Genomic DNA, 17,682 nt, shown 5'->3' on the forward strand with positions numbered 1-17,682 from the left:
GCTGTGGTGACGTTCGCGCAGGCGCAGGAGCGCGCCGAGGAATGGATCAACGGTGACGTGCCGGCGTACCAGCATCGCGAGGTGCGGGTGCGGGAGTTCGAGCTCGGTTTCGTCGTGTGGGCGGAGGACCGCGAGGAGGGTCCGACGTCGGACGGCGGCCGGCAGCGGCTGGTCATCGCGCGGGACAGCGGTGAGGCGACGCTGTGGCCGGGGCTGCCGGTGGGCGAGGTGATCCGCCGGTACGAGGAGGAGTACGGGACGGCCGTGGACGCGCCGGGTGCGGTGGCGCCCGCGCCGCCGGAGCGGATCGACCTGAACCAGACGTCGTTCCTGCTCAGCCCCCCGGAGTGGTTGCAGGAGGCGGCGGACCGGATCGGGCTGCCGAGGGCGTCGGACGCCTCGCAGCCGGGTGTGGCCGCCGCGGCGGCCCCGGTGTCGCCGGAGCCGGTGGTGTCCGGGCCGCGGCCGCTTCCGGTGGACCGGCCGGAGCCCGTGGACCGGCCGGGTCCCGCGGAGCACGAGCCGACGGCGCAGGACGGGGTGCCGGCGACGGCGCCCTCGGACAGCCCGTGGGCCGACGCGAACGCCAGCTCGGGGGGTGCGGACGGGGCGGTGCCGTTGCCGGCGACCGTCTTCGCGCCGCCGCTCTCGGGCGCGGACGACGAGGACACGCCGCTCCCGGTGGTGGGCGCGGACGCGCCGACGGCGCTGATGTCGGCCGGCAGCGCGCTGCCGCCGACGGCGGTGGCCCCGAGGCTCGACCCGGCCTCGCCGCGCCCGGACGGGCCGGGCGGCCCGTCCGCGCCGGCCGCTCCCGGTGTGCCGTCGGCTCCGGGTGTGCCCGGTGGCACGCCCGCTCCCGGCGTGCCCGCCCCGCCCGCGGCTCCTGGAGCTCCCGGCGCGGGGGACATCGCGGACGCGGCGACCAGCAAGGCCGTCCTGCCGCCGCGGGCCTCCCGGGGCGGCGGGGGCAACCCCCCGCCGCCGCCGCAGGCGCCCGGTGTGCCGGGTCAGCCCGCCGCACCCGCGGGCGGTTACCTGCCGACGCAGCTGGTGGCGCAGCTCGGTCCCGACGGTCCCCAGCCGCCCGGTCCGCCGGCCGCGCCCGGCACCCCGCCGCGTGGCATCGACCACGCGGCGACGATGCTCGCGCACCCGAACCAGGGCGGTCCCGGGGTGCCGCCGCCTCCGCCCCCGGCTCCGGGTACGCCCGGCACCCCGCCGGGTGGCATCGACCACGCGGCGACGATGCTCGCCCACCCGGGTCCCGGCGGTCTGCCGACCCCGCCCGGGCCTCCGGGGGCACCGACCCCGCCCGGGCCTCCCGGCGCGCCCGGTGTGCACCACGCGGCGACGATGCTGGCGCAGCCCGGTCCGGGCGGCCCCGGTGGTCCGGGCACGCCTCCTCCGCCGGCGCCCGCGCCGGCTCCGGCGTACGGGTACCCGCAGCAGCCGACCGGTCAGCCGACCGTGGGACCCGGGTACCAGGCGGTGCTGCGGTACCGCGCGCCGGACGGTTCCGAGGCGCAGATCATCCGGCGGTCCGCTCCCGGCACCCCGCACCCGGAGTGGCAGATCCTGCACGAGCTGCGCGCGATGAACGTGCCGCCGCAGCAGGTGCTGGAGCTGCACACGGAACTGGAGTCCTGCGAACTGCCCGGTGGTTACTGCGCGCGGATGATCCGGGAGACCTGGCCGCAGGCGCGGATCACCAACATCGCGCCGTACGGCCGTGATCACACGGGCCGGCAGCAGGGGATGCGGCAACTCCTGACCCATCAGGGGGAGTTGCATCAGGTCGCGGACGGTCCGGCCCGGCCGGCGCCGGTGCGTGCCCCGTTGCCGCAGGTGCAGCCGCTGCCGCCGATCCCTCCGGAGGGGGTCGCGCAGGAGCTGGCCGGGGCGTTCGGCCCGGGCATCTGCCGGTTCGACCAGCGGGCCGTGTCCCGGCAGGGCGTTCCGGAGATCGTGGCGCTCACCCTGGTCTGGGCGGGTCTCCCGGCCGACTTCGGGCCGTTCTTCTGGGCGCAGCCGGCCCAGCCGGTGGTGCCGACGCTCGCCGAGCTCGCGGCGCAGCGGCAGATTCAGCCGGCGTCGGACGCGGGCTCGTACCTCGTGATCGGCTCCGACTTCGGGCGGGCGATCTGCGTCCAGTACGGGACCGCGCACATCGTCGCCGTACCGGTGGAGGCCGGTCCGGGCGGGCAGCCGGTGCCGCCGCAGTTCGTGAACAGCGGTCTGCCGGAGTTCACCCGCTCCATGGCGCTGCTGGGCCGGATGTGGCGGCTCAGGTTCGGGCTCAACCCCGAGCAGGCGGGCCGCTGGACGGTCGACTTCCAGGCGCAGCTGGCCATGCTGGACCCGGCGGCGCTCGCGTCGCCGGACAGCTGGTGGTCGGTCCTGCTGGAGCAGATGTGGGACGGCCTCCTCTGAGGCGGGGCTGAGTCCCGCCCGACGGCCCGGGGCGCCCGACGTGTACGTCACGTCGGGCGCCTTTTGTCCTTTCCCGGGGGGCTGATGACGCATCCTTGGTGTTCGGGCCGTCGTGGAAGGAGCGTCAACGGATGGGTTTCTCCGTCTTACGGGGTGGCCGGGGCTACCGCCCCGAACAGGTCGACCGCGTGCTCGCCGCGCTCGTCGGGGAACGGGACGCGGCCCTGGAGCAGGCGGAGCGGCTGACGGCCCTCGCCGGGGAGCGGGAGGCGGCGGCGGCCCGGCTGCGGGAGCTGGTCGCGGGGCTCGCGCCGCAGCGCTACGAGGCCCTCGGCGCCCGGGCGCAGCGGATCCTGGCCCTGGGTGAGGAGGAGGCCGAGGCGGTGTCGGCGGCGGCCAGGGCGGCGGCGCAGGCGCTCGTGGAGGAGGCCCGGGCGGCGGGCGAGGCGGCCGCCGAGGCGGCGCGGGCGTACGCGGCCGAGACCGGGGACGCCGCGGACGCGGTCGCGCACGCGACGCTGACGGCGGCCGGCGCGGACGCCGAGGAACGGCGGGCGACGGCCCTCCGCGAGGCGGAGGAACTCCGGGGCGGGGCACGGGCGGAGCTGGAGGAGACGGTGCGCCGGACGGCGGCGCTGCTCGACCGGCAGCGCGCGGATCAGACGTCGGCCCGGGAGCGGGCCGAACGGACGGAGGCGGCGCGGGAGGCGGACCTCGACGCGCGGCACGAGGGACTGCTCGCGGCGGCCGAGGCGCGACTGGCCGAGGCCCGGCGGGCCTTCGCCGAGGCGGAGGAGAGCGCCCGGCACGGTCAGGAGGACGCCGAGGCGCGGGCGGCGGAGCTGCTGGCCGGGGCGGCCGTGCGCCGGGAGCGCGCCGAGCGCGAGACGGAGCGGATCCTGCGGGAGCACGCGGAGTCCGCCGAGGGGATCCACGCGCACATGGAACACATCCGCAGCTCCCTGGCCGCCCTGACGGGCCGGGGGACGCCGGGTGAGCCGGCGGACGGCCCGCCCCGGGACGGCGACTAGGCCCTGTCCGGGCGATCTTCTCGGGCCCGCGACGACGGCTGCGGCGTCTCGCGGCGTTGTCGGAGTCGCCCGAGTACGCCCAGTACGAGGGCGATCCTCCGCCTTGCGATACACCACATCCGACGCCGCGGGCCGGTCCTCGAAAATCGCCCGGACAGGACCTAGGTCCTGTCGGCTTCGGTCCTGTCGGCTTCGGTCCGCGGGGTGCCGGTCCGCGAAGTGCCGGTCCGCGGAGGGGCGGTCCGCGAAGTGCCGGTACGCGGAGGGGCGCCGTGGGTGGGGGTGGCGCGCGAAGTACCGGGGCGCGGGGGGTTGTCCGGCCGGTCGTCGCCGTCGGGCAGGACCGGGAAGCGGCGTGGCGCGACGGTGAGCAGGACGAGCAGGGCGAGTGCCGCCGCTGCCGCCGCGCCCGCGAAGACGTGGTCGACGGCCGCGTCGACCGCCCGTCGCAGCGCGTCCGCGGTTCCGGCGGCGAGGGAGCCCGGTGCGTCGAGGGCACGGGCCAGGCCGTCCAGGTCGCCGCCCCCGAGCCGGGCGGCGAGGACCGCGTTGGCCACCGCGCCGAAGAGGGCCGCCCCCACGCTCTGGCCGACCTGGCGGCAGAAGAGGACGGACGCCGTGGTGGTGCCGCGTTCGCCGTACGGCACCGTCGACTGGACCCCGACGATCAGCGGCAGTTGGAAGAAGCCGAGCGCGCCGCCGAGCAGCAGCATGAGCAGGGCCGGCTGCCAGGGCTCGCCGGGGAAGGGCAGGAACGGGAAGGCGAGCAGGACCAGCAGGGCGAGGGTGATGCCGATGACGGCGGTCAGCCGGAAGCCGATGCGGCCGTAGACGCGGTTGGACAGGGCGGCGGTGACCGGCCAGCTCAGGGTCATGGCGGACAGGACGAAGCCGGCGGCGATCGGCCCGAGCCCGAGGACGGCCTGGGCGTAGGTGGGCAGGAAGACGGTCGGGGCGACCATCAGGAGGCCGAGCGCGCCGAGGGCGAGGTTGACGGTGACGATGGTGCGGCGGCGCCAGATCCAGCCGGGGATGATCGGTTCGGTGGCCCGCCGTTCGACGAGGACGGTGACCGTGCCGAGCACGAGGGCGCCGCCGAAGAGGCCGAGCGAGGGCGCGGACAGCCAGGGCCAGGCGACACCGCCCTGGACGAGGGCGGTGAGGAGCAGGGCCCCGGTGGCGAAGACGGCGAGGGCCCCGGGCCAGTCGACGGCGGGCCGTGCCGGGGCGTCCGGGCCTCCCGCGGCCGCCGAGGGGCGGCCCGGTTCGACGAGGTGACGTCCGATCAGCCACAGGGCGAGCAGGCCGACGGGCAGGTTGAGCAGGAAGATCCAGCGCCAGTCCGCGTATCCGGCGAGCAGGCCGCCGGCGGCGGGGCCCGCGACCGAGGCGGTCGCCCAGACGGTGGACAGCCGCGCCTGGATCCTGGGGCGTTCCTTCAGCGGGTACAGGTCGGCCGCGATGGTCTGCACGGTGCCCTGGAGGGCGCCGCCGCCCAGGCCCTGGACGACGCGGAAGGCGATCAGCGAGGCCATGTTCCAGGCTGTGGCGCACAGCAGGGAGCCGATGAGGAAGAGGACGGTGCCGGCGATCAGGACCGGTTTGCGGCCGAAGGTGTCGCAGAGCTTCCCGTACACCGGCAGGGTCACCGTCACGGCGAGCAGGTAGCCGGAGAACAGCCAGGAGAAGACGGAGAGGCCGCCGAGGTCGCCGACGATCTGCGGCACGGCCGTCGAGACGACGGTGCCGTCCAGCGCGGTCAGGCCCATGACCAGCATCAGCGCGGCGACGACCGGGCCGCGCCCGTGGGGCGTGGTCGCCGCTGCCGCCGTCCGCCGTGGCGTCGTCTCGGACACTTCGGGATCCCTCCCCTGTCGGCCCGGCACGGCCGGGCCCGTACGACCGGTGCCGCGGAACCCGGTGGCCCGCACACCTGATGAGTCGTACATCTATTTCGCCGGACCACCTTCTCACTCGACCCGCGGGTGGAGAACCCCTAGGGGTGTCTCCCCCATAGAGGGCAGGGGCCGTTCGTTCCGGCGGAGGACGAGGAAGCCCCCTCCCGGTCCTTAACTTGGTCTTACGGAAAACCCCAGGGCGAAGACTGCGACAGGCACCAGTGACCAGCCGCCCCGTCCCTCGCAGACTCGTAGACGAGTCGGATCCGATCCAGGCATAGGAGACATACCGTGACTTCGGCTGTGACCATCCCCCAGCACGAGGGCGCCGCAGGGCGCACGGCGGTGGCCGCGCGGGCGCGGCAGGTCGTCAAGGCGTACGGAGCGGGTGAGACGAGGGTCGTCGCGCTCGACCACGTCGACGTGGACATCACCCGCGGGCAGTTCACCGCGATCATGGGGCCGTCCGGCTCCGGCAAGTCGACCCTGATGCACTGCCTCGCCGGCCTCGACACCGTCACCAGCGGCCAGATCTTCCTCGACGACACGGAGATCACCGGCCTCAAGGACAAGAAGCTCACCCAACTGCGCCGCGACCGGATCGGCTTCATCTTCCAGGCGTTCAACCTGCTGCCGACGCTCGACGCGCTGGAGAACATCACGCTGCCGATGGACATCGCCGGCCGGCGCCCGGACCGGGAGTGGCTCGACCGGGTGGTCTCCACCGTGGGCCTCGCCGACCGTCTGAAGCACCGTCCCACCCAGCTCTCCGGCGGCCAGCAGCAGCGCGTCGCGGTGGCGCGCGCGCTCGCCGCCCGACCCGAGATCATCTTCGGCGACGAGCCGACCGGAAACCTCGACTCCCGGGCCGGCGCCGAGGTCCTCGGCTTCCTGCGCCAGTCCGTGGACGAGCTCGGTCAGACCATCGTCATGGTCACCCACGACCCGGTCGCCGCGAGCCACGCCGACCGCGTCCTCTACCTCGCGGACGGCCGGATCGTCGACGAGATGTTCCGGCCCACCGCCGACGCCGTCCTCGACCGCATGAAGGACTTCGACGCCCGGGGGCGTACGTCATGACCGTCCTCAAGTCCTCCCTGCGCAACTTCTTCGCGCACAAGGGCCGCATGGCGCTCTCCGCCGTCGCCGTCCTGCTGTCCGTGGCGTTCGTGTGCGGCACGCTCGTGTTCACGGACACCATGAACACCACCTTCGACAAGCTCTTCGCGTCCACCGCGTCCGACGTCACCCTGAGCGCCAAGTCGGGCGGCACCGACGAGATCCCGGCCAACGGCCGTCCCGAGTCCTTCCCGGCCTCCCTCGTCGACCAGGTGCGGAAGGCCGAGGGCGTCAAGGACGCCCAGGGCTCGGTCGTCTCGCTCGGCGTCACCGTCGTCGACGCACGCAACAAGAACGTCGGCCCGACCAGCGGCGCGCCGACGATCGCCGTCAACTGGACCCCCAACGAGCTGCGTTCGGTGGAGATCAGCTCCGGCCACGAGCCCCGCGGGCCCACCGAGGTGCTGGTCGACGGCGGCACCGCCGAGAAGCACGGGCTGAAGATCGGCGACGAGCTGCGCACCATCGCGGTCACCGGCGACTTCACCGCGAAGATCTCGGGCATCGCCGACTTCAAGGTCACCAACCCCGGTGCCACCGTCGTCTACTTCGACACCGCCACCGCCCAGCGTGAACTCCTCGGCAAGGAGGGCCTGTTCACGCAGGTCCTGGCCGACGCCGCGCCCGGCGTGTCCGACGAGACGCTGAAGCGGAACATCGCCTCCGCGGTCGGCGCCGACTACAAGCTGCAGACCGCGGCCGAGGTGGCGGACGAGGGTCGCGAGGACATCGCCGGTTTCCTCGACGTGATGAAGTACGCGATGCTCGGCTTCGCCGGAATCGCCTTCCTCGTCGGCATCTTCCTCATCGTCAACACCTTCTCGATGCTGGTCGCCCAGCGCACCCGCGAGATCGGCCTCATGCGGGCCATCGGATCCAGCCGCCGGCAGGTCAACCGCTCCGTGCTCGTCGAGGCGCTGCTGCTCGGCGTCGTCGGTTCGGTCGCCGGTGTCGCGGCGGGCGTGGGCCTCGCCGTCGGCCTGATGGAGCTCATGTCCTCCATGGGCATGGAGCTGTCCACCCAGGACCTGACCGTCGCGTGGACGACCCCGGCCGTCGGCCTCGGCCTCGGCGTCGTGGTCACCGTCGTCGCCGCGTACGTCCCGGCCCGCCGGGCCGGCAAGGTCTCCCCGATGGCCGCCCTGCGCGACGCCGGCACCCCGGCCGACGCCAAGGCGGGCCTGGTCCGCGGCGCTGTCGGCCTGCTCCTCACGGCCGGCGGCGCGGCCGCCCTGTGGACCGCGACCCAGGCGGAGAAGGCCGGAGCCGGCTCGCTGTGGCTCGGCCTCGGCATCGTGCTCTCCCTCATCGGCTTCGTCGTCGTGGGACCGCTGCTCGCCGGCGGCGTCGTCCGCGTCATCGGCGCCGTCGTCCTGCGGGTCTTCGGCCCGGTCGGCCGGATGGCCGAGCGCAACGCGCTCCGCAACCCGCGGCGCACCGGCGCCACCGCCGCCGCCCTGATGATCGGCCTGGCCCTGGTGGCCTGCCTGTCGGTCGTCGGCTCCTCCCTGGTCGCCTCGGCCACCGACGAGCTCGACCGCACGGTCGGCGCGGACTTCATCGTCCAGTCGCCCACCGCACAGCCGATCGTCCCGCAGGCCCAGGCGGCCCTGGAGAAGACCCCGGGCCTGACCCACGTCACCGAGTACAAGTCGGTGGACGCGAGGATCACCGACCCGAAGGGCGTCTCCCTCGACGACGAGGTCGTCGCCGCCGATCCGACGTACGCCCAGGACCTCAAGCGCGAGACCACCGGCGGCCGGCTCGCCGACGCCTACGGCCCGGACGCCATGTCCGTCGGCAGCGGCTACGCGACCGCGCACGGCGTCGAGGTCGGCGACGAGCTGACCGTCGCCTTCAAGGGCGGCCGGACCGCGAAGCTGCGGGTCGCGGCGATCACGTCGGACGCGGGCAACGTCGACAAGGGCGTGATGTACACGAACATCACGACCGCCGCCCGCTACCTGCCGGCCGAGAAGATGCCGCAGAGCCTGATCATGTTCGCCGCGGCCCGGGACGGCCAGGAGACCCAGGCGTACGCCGCGCTCAAGAAGTCCCTGGAGCCGTATCCGCAGTACTCCGTGCGCAACCAGACCGACTACAAGAAGGACCTGAAGGACCAGGTCGGCCAGCTCCTGAACATCGTGTACGGGCTCCTCGCCCTGGCGATCATCGTGGCCGTCCTCGGCGTGGTGAACACCCTCGCCCTGTCGGTGGTCGAGCGGACCCGGGAGATCGGCCTCATGCGGGCCATCGGCCTCTCGCGCCGCCAGCTGCGCCGCATGATCCGCCTGGAGTCGGTGGTCATCGCCCTCTTCGGCGCCCTGCTCGGCCTCGGACTGGGCATGGGCTGGGGCACCGCGGCCCAGAAGCTCCTCGCCCTGGAGGGGCTGGGCGTCCTGGAGATCCCGTGGACGACGATCCTGACGGTCTTCGTCGGATCGGCCTTCGTGGGCCTGTTCGCGGCCCTGGTCCCGGCCTTCCGGGCCGGACGGATGAACGTCCTGAACGCGATCGCCAGCGAGTAACCGCCGGCGGCCACGTCCGGGACCCACGGGGGAGAGGACGGGGGAGCGACGGGGGTACGGCCCCGGCGGGCATCGCACGGATGCCCGCCGGGGCCGCCCCGCGTCCCGCCGCCCCTCACCCCGTCGACCCGCCCCGGCCGCGCCGCCGTCCGCCCGCCCGGGCGACCCGGCCCGGCGCCTCGCCGAGCGGCGGGCGGACGGGCGACCCTCGGGCGTAGGCTGGAATCTCCCCCGGCCCGTGAGACGTGTCGGGCTGTTCGCGTTGCCCGTTCTGCCAGCCACCCCCGGGATGGAAGTCCATGAGCCTGCACGGTCTGCTCGACGTCGTCGTCAAGGACGCGGCCCTCACCGAAGCGGTGAAGGCCGCCACCGACGGCAACCGCACCCACGTGGACCTGGTCGGCCCGCCCGCCGCGCGCCCCTTCGCCGTCGCCGCCCTCGCCCGCGAGGCCGGCCGGCCGGTACTCGCGGTCACCGCCACCGGCCGCGAGGCCGAGGACCTGGCCGCCGCCCTGCGCAGCCTCCTCGACCCGGACACCGTCGTCGACTACCCCTCCTGGGAGACGCTGCCGCACGAGCGGCTCTCGCCTCGCTCCGACACGGTCGGCCGCCGCCTCGCCGTCCTCCGCCGACTGGCCCACCCCTCGCCAGACGACCCGGCCGCCGGCCCGGTGTCGGTCGTCGTCGCGCCCGTACGGTCGGTGCTCCAGCCCCAGGTGAAGGGGCTGGGGGACCTGGAGCCCGTGGCGCTGCGGACCGGACGGCAGGCCGATCTGAACGAGGTCGTCGAAGGTCTCGCGGCAGCCGCCTACTCGCGGGTGGAGCTCGTCGAGAAGCGCGGCGAGTTCGCCGTGCGCGGCGGCATCCTGGACGTCTTCCCGCCCACCGAGGAACACCCGCTCCGCATCGAGTTCTGGGGCGACGACGTCGAGGAGATCCGCTACTTCAAGGTCGCCGACCAGCGGTCCCTCGAAGTCGCCGAGCACGGGCTGTGGGCGCCGCCCTGCCGTGAGCTGCTGCTGACCGAGGACGTGCGGCGGCGGGCCGCGGAGCTGGCCGAGCTCCACCCCGAGCTGGGCGAACTGCTCGGCAAGATCGCCGAGGGCATCGCGGTCGAGGGCATGGAGTCCCTGGCGCCGGTCCTGGTCGACGACATGGAGCTGCTGATCGACGTCCTGCCCAAGGGCTCGATGGCCGTGGTCTGCGACCCGGAGCGGGTCAGGACCCGGGCCGCCGACCTGGTGGCGACCTCGCAGGAGTTCCTCCAGGCGTCCTGGGCGGCCACCGCGGGCGGCGGCGAGGCGCCGATCGACGTCGACGCGGCCTCCCTGTGGGGGATCGCGGACGTCCGGGACCGCGCCCGCGAGATCGACATGATGTGGTGGTCGGTGTCCCCGTTCGCGGCGGACGCCACCGCCGACGACTCCGGCGCCGACACGCTCACGCTGGGCATGCACGCGCCGGAGGCGTACCGCGGCGACACCGCGCGGGCGCTCGCCGACACCAAGGGCTGGCTGGCCGACGGCTGGCGCACGGTGTACGTCACGGAGGCGCACGGTCCGGCCTCCCGCACGGTGGAGGTCCTCGGCGGCGAGGGCATCCCGGCCCGGCTCGCCGCCGACCTCACCGAGGTCACGCCGTCCGTGGTGCACGTCTCCTGCGGGTCCATCGACTACGGCTTCGTCGACCCGGCCCTGAAGCTCGCCGTCCTGACCGAGACCGACCTGTCCGGCCAGAAGGCGGCCGGCAAGGACGGCCAGCGGATGCCGGCCAAGCGCCGCAAGACCATCGACCCGCTGACCCTGGAGGTCGGCGACTACATCGTCCACGAGCAGCACGGCGTCGGCCGTTACATCGAGATGGTCCAGCGCACCGTCCAGGGCGCCACCCGCGAGTACCTCCTCGTCGAGTACGCCCCGGCCAAGCGGGGACAGCCCGGCGACCGGCTCTACATCCCCACCGACCAGCTGGAACAGGTCACCAAGTACGTGGGCGGCGAGGCGCCGACCCTGCACCGGCTCGGCGGCGCCGACTGGACCAAGACCAAGGCCCGGGCGAAGAAGGCGGTCAAGGAGATCGCCGCCGACCTGATCAAGCTGTACAGCGCCCGGATGGCGGCGCCCGGCCACGCCTTCGGCCCGGACACCCCCTGGCAGCGGGAGCTGGAGGACGCCTTCCCGTACGCCGAGACGCCCGACCAGCTGTCCACCATCGCCGAGGTGAAGGAGGACATGGAGAAGACGGTCCCCATGGACCGCCTGATCTGCGGAGACGTCGGCTACGGCAAGACCGAGATCGCGGTGCGCGCGGCGTTCAAGGCGGTGCAGGACGGCAAGCAGGTCGCGGTCCTCGTGCCCACGACGCTGCTCGTGCAGCAGCACTTCGGCACGTTCTCGGAGCGCTACTCGCAGTTCCCCGTCGTCACGCGGGCGCTCAGCCGCTTCCAGACGGACACCGAGTCGAAGGCGACGCTGGAGGGCCTCAAGGACGGCTCGGTCGACATCGTCATCGGCACGCACCGGCTGTTCTCGTCCGAGACCAAGTTCAAGGACCTCGGCCTGGTCATCGTCGACGAGGAGCAGCGCTTCGGCGTCGAGCACAAGGAGCAGCTGAAGAAGCTGCGGGCCAACGTCGACGTCCTGACGATGTCCGCCACCCCCATCCCGCGCACGTTGGAGATGGCGGTCACCGGCATCCGCGAGATGTCCACGATCACCACCCCGCCCGAGGAGCGGCACCCGGTGCTGACCTTCGTCGGCCCGTACGAGGAGAAGCAGATCGGCGCGGCCATCCGCCGCGAACTGCTGCGCGAGGGCCAGGTCTTCTACATCCACAACCGGGTCGAGTCGATCGACCGGGCGGCGGCGCGGCTGCGGGACATCGTCCCGGAGGCGCGGATCGCCACCGCCCACGGCCAGATGAGCGAGAGCGCGCTGGAACAGGTCGTCGTCGACTTCTGGGAGAAGAAGTTCGACGTGCTGGTCTCCACGACGATCGTCGAGTCCGGCATCGACATCTCCAACGCCAACACCCTGGTCGTCGAGCGGGGCGACAACTTCGGCCTGTCGCAGCTGCACCAGCTGCGCGGCCGGGTCGGCCGCGGCCGCGAACGGGGGTACGCGTACTTCCTCTACCCGCCGGAGAAGCCGCTGACCGAGACCGCGCACGAGCGGCTCGCGACGATCGCCCAGCACACCGAGATGGGCGCGGGCATGTACGTGGCCATGAAGGACCTGGAGATCCGCGGCGCGGGCAACCTGCTCGGCGGCGAGCAGTCCGGTCACATCGCGGGCGTCGGCTTCGACCTGTACGTGCGGATGGTCGGCGAGGCCGTCGCGGACTACCGCGCGCAGATGGAGGGCGGTGCCGAGGAGGAGCCGCCGCTGGAGGTCAAGATCGAGCTGCCGGTCGACGCGCACGTCCCGCACGACTACGCGCCCGGCGAGCGGCTGCGCCTCCAGGCGTACCGGGCGATCGCCTCCGCCAACTCGGAGGAGGACATCAAGGCGGTGCGGGAGGAGCTCACCGACCGCTACGGCAAGCTCCCGGAGCCGGTGGAGAACCTGCTCCTGGTCGCCGGGCTGCGGATGCTGGCGCGGGCCTGCGGGGTGGGCGAGATCGTGCTCCAGGGGCCGAACATCCGCTTCGCGCCGGTGGAGCTGCGCGAGTCGCAGGAGCTGAGGCTCAAGCGGCTGCATCCGCGGGCGGTCATCAAGCCGGCGGTGCACCAGATCCTGGTGCCGCGCCCGACGTCCGGGAAGATCGGCGGCAAGCCGGTGGTCGGGCGCGAACTGCTGGCGTGGACGGGGGAGTTCCTGACCACGATCCTGGGGTAGCGGGGCGGTGGGTCCCGCGAGACGCGTGCGGCCGAGGGCTGGCGGGGCCCGGGTGGGCTCCGCCGGCCCTCGGCCGTGCCGGGACGCCCGGTGTTCTTCCGTGCCGGTGCCGCCTCCGGCTGTTCCCCTCAGGCCGCGGTGCCCGGTTCCGCGGTCGCGGGCGCGGTCTGCTGGGCCGCGGCCGTGCGGGCCCGGCTCCTGCGCCCGGTGCGGATCGTGAACGCCATGAGTCCGGCCAGCACCACGAACGGCAGGATGCCGGTGACGCCCACCATCGTGGCGGTGTCGAGGACGAAGGTCAGCGCGATCCGTACGGCCGCCTCGACCAGGAACGCGACGCCCCAGACGACGGTCAGCCGCCGCTGGGTCCTGCGGAAGCCGGGCAGGGTCACGTAGAAGCCGTTCCAGCGGGCGATGCCCTCGGGCGTGCCGTCCGTGGCGAACTTCCGGCCGAAGTAGAACATCACCGGGCGCGCGGTGAACAGCGAGACGAGGAAGGCGAGTCCGAGCAGTCCGGTCAGCGCGGAGTCCTTGACGAAGACCATCCGCTCGCTGTGGAAGACGAGCGCGCTGAGCGCGCTCAGCAGCAGCACGACGAGGATCATCACGCTGAACTCGTCCACCCGGCGGCGCATCGCGAAGTACAGCCCGACCTCGACCAGCGGCCAGAGGGCGATGAGGAAGAGCGCGGTCAGCGACTCGACGCCGTGGTCGGTCAGGACGCCGTACGTCACCCAGGGCAGGACGACGCCGAAGACGATGGTGGGACCCCAGTTGAGCAGGGTGGATCTGGGCACAGCGAATTCCCCCGTTGATGCGCGTGTGGTGAGTGTGATGCGTGTGGTGCGTGGTCGCCGCGGAGCCTAGAAGAGCGACGGGTCGTCGGGCGAGGGCTCGGCCACGGTTTTGCCCGGACTTGGCGAACTCCCCTGGAACAGCAGGCGGGCGAGGTCGCGGAACAGGTCCTCCGGAGCCGCCGCGTCGCCCGGGGCGCCGGAGGTGCCGACGGCTTCGGCGGCCCCGGTGAGGTTGCCGGTCAGGAAGAGCGTCGCGAAGCCGTGCGCCAGGGACCAGGCGGCGATGCCGGCCGTCCGCGCGTCGCCGGCCGGGGCCAGGGTGGTGACGCCCGCGCGCAGTTCGGCGGAGGCGCGTTGCTTGGCCGCCAGGAGCGCCGGGTCGTCGCTCCGGTGCAGGTCGGGCTGGAACATCACCTGGAAGTGGGCCGGGTGGCCGAGGGCGAAGCGGACGTACGCGACGCCGCGTTCCCGCAGGCTCGGCGCGTCCGCGAGGGCCCGGGCGAGGAGGTCGTAGCCGTCGGTCGCGATCGCGGTGAGCAGACCCGTCCGGTCCTTGAAGTGGTGGGCGGGGGCGGCGTGCGAGACGCCCGCGCGGCGGGCGAGGTCCCGCAGGCTCAGGGCCGCCGGGCCCTCGTCGGCGATGACGTCCAGGGCGGCGGTGAGGACCGCCTGCCGCAGGTCGCCGTGGTGATAGCTGCTCCGGCTGGTCATGTCAGGCAGCGTACGCCACATCTAGGCATTGACAAGTTTCGGCTCGGGGAGCAATCTTGCCAGTGACAAGATGACGCGAAGGAGAAGGCCATGACCGTCGACGCCCGACCGACCCCGGACTCCCGCGAACCCCGTGACCGGCCCGCCGGGCAGGGCGCCCCCGTCACGCGGCAGGGCATGGACCCCGGGCGCGCACGGCAGATGTGGCACCTGCTGGAGCCGCTGCACGCGCTGCTCTACTACGCGCCCGGGGCCTTCGAGGAGGCCGCCGCCCTCGGCTACGACGTGACGGAGCGCTGGCCGAGCTACTTCGCCTGGCGCGCGGCCCCGCTCGGTCCGGCCGGCGCGGAACGGGTCGCCTCCGCCTTCTACAGCTTCAGCCCGCGGATGGTGGCCCGGTTCGTACCGGCCGGCTGGGACACCGCCACGCCGTCCGACGTGCTCGCGGCCCGGCTCCGGGCCGTCGACCGCACCTACCGGGCCGTCCTCGGGGACGACGTCGTGGACGGTCCGGAACTGGCCGAAGCGGCCGCCCTCGCCTGTCGCGCCGCCGGGTCCGCGTCGACCGCCGGCCGCCCGCTGGCCGCGGCCAACGCCGAACTGCCCTGGTCCGACGCCCCGCACCTGGTCTTCTGGCAGGCCGCGACCCTGCTCCGCGAGCACCGCGGCGACGGACACCTGGCCGCACTGCTGACCGCCGGACTCGACCCCGTGGAGGCCCTGGTCTCCTTCGCCGCGGTCGGGGCGGCCTCGGAGCGGACCTTCACCAGCCGCGGCTGGACCGAGGCGGAGTGGGCCGCCGCCCGCGCCCGGCTCACCGCGCGCGGCCTGCTCGCCGAGGACGGCACGGCCACCGTCGCCGGGCGCGCGCTGCGCGCGGAGGTCGAACGGCGCACGGACGAACTGGCCGTCGCTCCCTGGGAGTCGCTCGGCGCCGAAGCCACCGACCGGCTCTCGGGACTGCTCGGCGGCCCGTGGCTGGCCGCCCTCGGCTCCGGCCTGCTGCCGGCGGAGAACACGCTCGGCATCGGGAAGATCTGACGGCACGGGGTCGGCCGCCGGCCGAGGGGGCCGGGGTCCCGCCGCTCGCCAGGGGGTGCCGCACGCGCGCACGCCGACCGCGGGGATGCTCGAAGCGCCCCGCGGCCGGCGTGTGTTCAGGGGGGATCAGCTCGGTGGCTGCTCCGGCCGGTCCGGCATCCCCATCGAGCCTTCGGCCTTCCGCTGGGCCTGGTCGACCTGACCGGTGTACTTGTCACCGGTCCTCTCGTTCATCTTCTTCTCCGCCGTATCCGAGGCGTGGTGCGCCTTGTCCGGATGCTGGCCCATCATGCCCTTGAGCTTGTCCATGAACCCCATGGGTCGCCGCTCCTTCGGAAGGGGACATACAGCGCAATCGACGCTACGCGCCCCCGGTGGAATCCGCGCGTCGAGCCGCCCGCCGAGGCTGGGTAGGGTCCCGGGACGGGGGTACCCGAGAACGAGGTGCCGGGGACACGAAGGGGCGGGGACGCGATGGCCGGGGAGCGGACGGGCACGGACCGGACGGTCGGCGAGGGGGCGGGCCACGGTCCGCGCCGCGACACCGGTGCGGGGGCACCGGCCCGCCGGGCGCGCGCCGGAGCCACGGCGGGGGCCGCGCTGCTGGCCGTCGTGCTGACGGGCTGTACGGGAGACGGGCTGGGGCTCGACCCCAAGACCCCCGGTGCGGAGTCGGCGCCCGCGGCCGGTTCCGGAGCCAGCCCGCTCGACAACCCGGACGGCACGAAGCCGGGCCTCGCGGCGCTCACGTCGGAGGCGGACAAGGCGAACGCGCGCAAGCTCGTCGACAAACTCACGGTCAAGGGGCGTGGGCCGAAGACGGGCTATGAACGGGGCAAGTTCGGCTCTGCGTGGATGGACACGGCGGACGGGGTGCCGCTGGCGAGGAACGGTTGTGACACGCGGAACGACTTGCTGGGACTTCATGGACAGGACGTCGAGTTCCGTAGGGGTTCCGACTGTGTGGTCGTGTCGATGAACCTGTACGACCCGTACACCGGCAAGGACATCGCCTGGAAGAAGTCGAAGGCGAGCGAGGTGCAGATCGACCACGTCATGCCGCTGTCGTACGACTGGCAGATGGGCGCCGCGCGCTGGGACGCGGCGAAGCGGCGGCAGATCGCCAACGACCCGCTCAACCTGCTCCCGGTGGACGGCCCGACCAACGGGGCCAAGAGCGACTCCGGGCCGGCCTCCTGGCTGCCGCCGAACAAGCGGATCCGCTGCTCGTACGCCGTGCGGTTCGCCCAGGTCGCCCTGAAGTACGGGCTTCCGGTGACGAAGGCGGACAAGGAGACGATGCTGCGCCAGTGCGGCGGCTGACCCGCCGAGGGGCTGACCGGGCGGACCGCCGGCACCCCCGCGGGACCGCGGCGGCGAGGTCCCGGAAAACCGGTGGGGGCGTCCGTCGAAGATCGTTTAGTCTGCGCGCATGGAGCTGACCGTCACCACCCTCGCCGAGCGTCCCGAACTCCAGGGCGCGCTGTGGGCGATCAAGGACCTCTGGCCGGAGTTCACCCTGCACGACCCGGTCGGCTGGGGGTACATGGCGCGGATCGTCACCGAGCTGCCGGAGTACGTGCTCGTGGCGACGGACGCCGACGGTGAGGTCGTCGCCCGTGCCTTCAGCGTGCCCTTCCGGCTCGCGGGCGAGGACCGGGGCGAGCTGCCGGCCCGCGGCTGGGACGAGGTGATGCTCTGGGCGTTCTCCGACCTGCGGCACGGCCGCACGCCGGACACGGTCAGCGCGATCGAGGTGTGCGTGGCCACGAAGGCGCTCGGCCAGGGGCTGTCGGGGCGGATGCTGGCCGAGATGCGGGACAACGCCCGCCGGCTCGGCTTCTCCGAGGTCGTCGCCCCGGTCCGGCCCAACGCCAAGCACCTGGAGGCCGGTTCGTCGATCCACGACTACGCCTTCCGGACCCGGGAGGCGGACGGCCTGCCCCACGACCCGTGGCTGCGCGTCCACGTCCGCGCGGGCGGTGTGATCGAGGCGGTCGCACCGGCGTCGATGACGATCTCCGGCTCCCTGGACCAGTGGCGCCGGTGGACCGGCCTGCCGTTCGACACGGACGGTCCGGTCGAGGTCCCGGGCGCGCTGGTGCCGGTCCATTGCGAGACCGCCCGCGGTTACGCCGTCTACGTCGAGCCGAACGTCTGGGTCCGCCACCGGCTGTGACCCGCCGGGCCCCGCGTGTGCTCGCGCCGCCCGCCTCCGCGAGGGGCGGGCGGCGCGAGGCGTGGACGCCGCGGGTGGTGTGCACGCCACGAGGGGGTGCGAGCCGCTC

12 protein-coding genes are annotated in these 17,682 nt (G+C 73.8%); 8 read left to right on the forward strand and 4 right to left on the reverse strand.

Annotated elements, in window-relative coordinates; all coding sequences use genetic code 11:
• The first annotated feature begins 3 nt into the window (after positions 1–3).
• Both ACE1OA_RS20605 and ACE1OA_RS20610 read left to right on the forward strand, forming a co-directional pair.
• Complete coding sequence (locus tag ACE1OA_RS20605; RefSeq protein WP_432753188.1) at positions 4–2,433, forward strand: SUKH-4 family immunity protein; 2,430 nt, start codon at positions 4–6, stop codon at positions 2,431–2,433.
• A 131-nt stretch (positions 2,434–2,564) separates the two neighbouring features.
• The gene (locus ACE1OA_RS20610; protein WP_432753189.1) at positions 2,565–3,464 is read left to right on the forward strand and encodes a cellulose-binding protein; all 900 of its coding nucleotides are present in this window, start codon (positions 2,565–2,567) and stop codon (positions 3,462–3,464) included.
• Positions 3,465–3,625: 161 nt separating this feature from the next.
• On the opposite strand, the gene ACE1OA_RS20615 is transcribed toward ACE1OA_RS20610, so the two are convergent.
• Positions 3,626–5,413, reverse strand: a complete 1,788-nt coding sequence (locus ACE1OA_RS20615) for an MFS transporter (RefSeq protein WP_384869279.1) — start codon at positions 5,411–5,413, stop codon at positions 3,626–3,628.
• A gap of 240 nt (positions 5,414–5,653) precedes the next feature.
• Between ACE1OA_RS20615 and ACE1OA_RS20620 the strand changes: the two genes are divergently transcribed.
• From ACE1OA_RS20620 to mfd, 3 genes are all read left to right on the forward strand, one after another.
• The gene (locus tag ACE1OA_RS20620) at positions 5,654–6,442 is read left to right on the forward strand and encodes an ABC transporter ATP-binding protein (protein WP_356774678.1); all 789 of its coding nucleotides are present in this window, start codon (positions 5,654–5,656) and stop codon (positions 6,440–6,442) included.
• Entirely contained in the window at positions 6,439–9,009 is a 2,571-nt protein-coding gene (locus tag ACE1OA_RS20625) for an ABC transporter permease (protein ID WP_432753190.1), read from the forward strand. Before ACE1OA_RS20620 ends, ACE1OA_RS20625 begins: the two co-directional genes overlap by 4 nt.
• 299 nt (positions 9,010–9,308) lie before the next feature.
• Positions 9,309–12,845 carry a transcription-repair coupling factor gene (gene mfd, locus ACE1OA_RS20630; RefSeq protein WP_384869284.1) on the forward strand — a complete coding sequence of 1,179 codons (3,537 nt, stop codon included), beginning with the start codon at positions 9,309–9,311 and terminating at the stop codon, positions 12,843–12,845.
• A 128-nt stretch (positions 12,846–12,973) separates the two neighbouring features.
• Here mfd and ACE1OA_RS20635 read toward each other — a convergent pair whose 3' ends face one another.
• Positions 12,974–13,642, reverse strand: coding sequence for a VC0807 family protein (locus ACE1OA_RS20635; RefSeq protein ID WP_432753191.1), 669 nt, complete (start codon positions 13,640–13,642; stop codon positions 12,974–12,976).
• Between the two features lie 66 nt (positions 13,643–13,708).
• Positions 13,709–14,353: a TetR/AcrR family transcriptional regulator gene (locus tag ACE1OA_RS20640; RefSeq protein WP_356774670.1), complete on the reverse strand. Its 645-nt coding sequence runs from the start codon at positions 14,351–14,353 to the stop codon at positions 13,709–13,711.
• 177 nt (positions 14,354–14,530) lie between these two features.
• Between ACE1OA_RS20640 and ACE1OA_RS20645 the strand changes: the two genes are divergently transcribed.
• Complete coding sequence (locus ACE1OA_RS20645; protein ID WP_432754082.1) at positions 14,531–15,394, forward strand: SCO6745 family protein; 864 nt, start codon at positions 14,531–14,533, stop codon at positions 15,392–15,394.
• A 126-nt stretch (positions 15,395–15,520) separates the two neighbouring features.
• Here the strand turns inward: ACE1OA_RS20645 and ACE1OA_RS20650 are convergent, their stop codons facing one another.
• Positions 15,521–15,712: an antitoxin gene (locus tag ACE1OA_RS20650; protein ID WP_356605794.1), complete on the reverse strand. Its 192-nt coding sequence runs from the start codon at positions 15,710–15,712 to the stop codon at positions 15,521–15,523.
• Between the two features lie 156 nt (positions 15,713–15,868).
• Between ACE1OA_RS20650 and ACE1OA_RS20655 the strand changes: the two genes are divergently transcribed.
• Both ACE1OA_RS20655 and ACE1OA_RS20660 read left to right on the forward strand, forming a co-directional pair.
• A complete protein-coding gene (locus tag ACE1OA_RS20655; RefSeq protein ID WP_432753192.1) occupies positions 15,869–16,717 on the forward strand; it encodes an HNH endonuclease family protein in 849 nt (282 codons plus the stop codon).
• A gap of 109 nt (positions 16,718–16,826) precedes the next feature.
• Positions 16,827–17,573: an N-acetyltransferase gene (locus ACE1OA_RS20660; RefSeq protein WP_356605798.1), complete on the forward strand. Its 747-nt coding sequence runs from the start codon at positions 16,827–16,829 to the stop codon at positions 17,571–17,573.
• Positions 17,574–17,682: the final 109 nt, after the last annotated feature.

It is taken from the genome of Streptomyces sp. JL2001 (genome assembly GCF_050917515.1).
GTDB lineage: Bacteria > Actinomycetota > Actinomycetes > Streptomycetales > Streptomycetaceae > Streptomyces.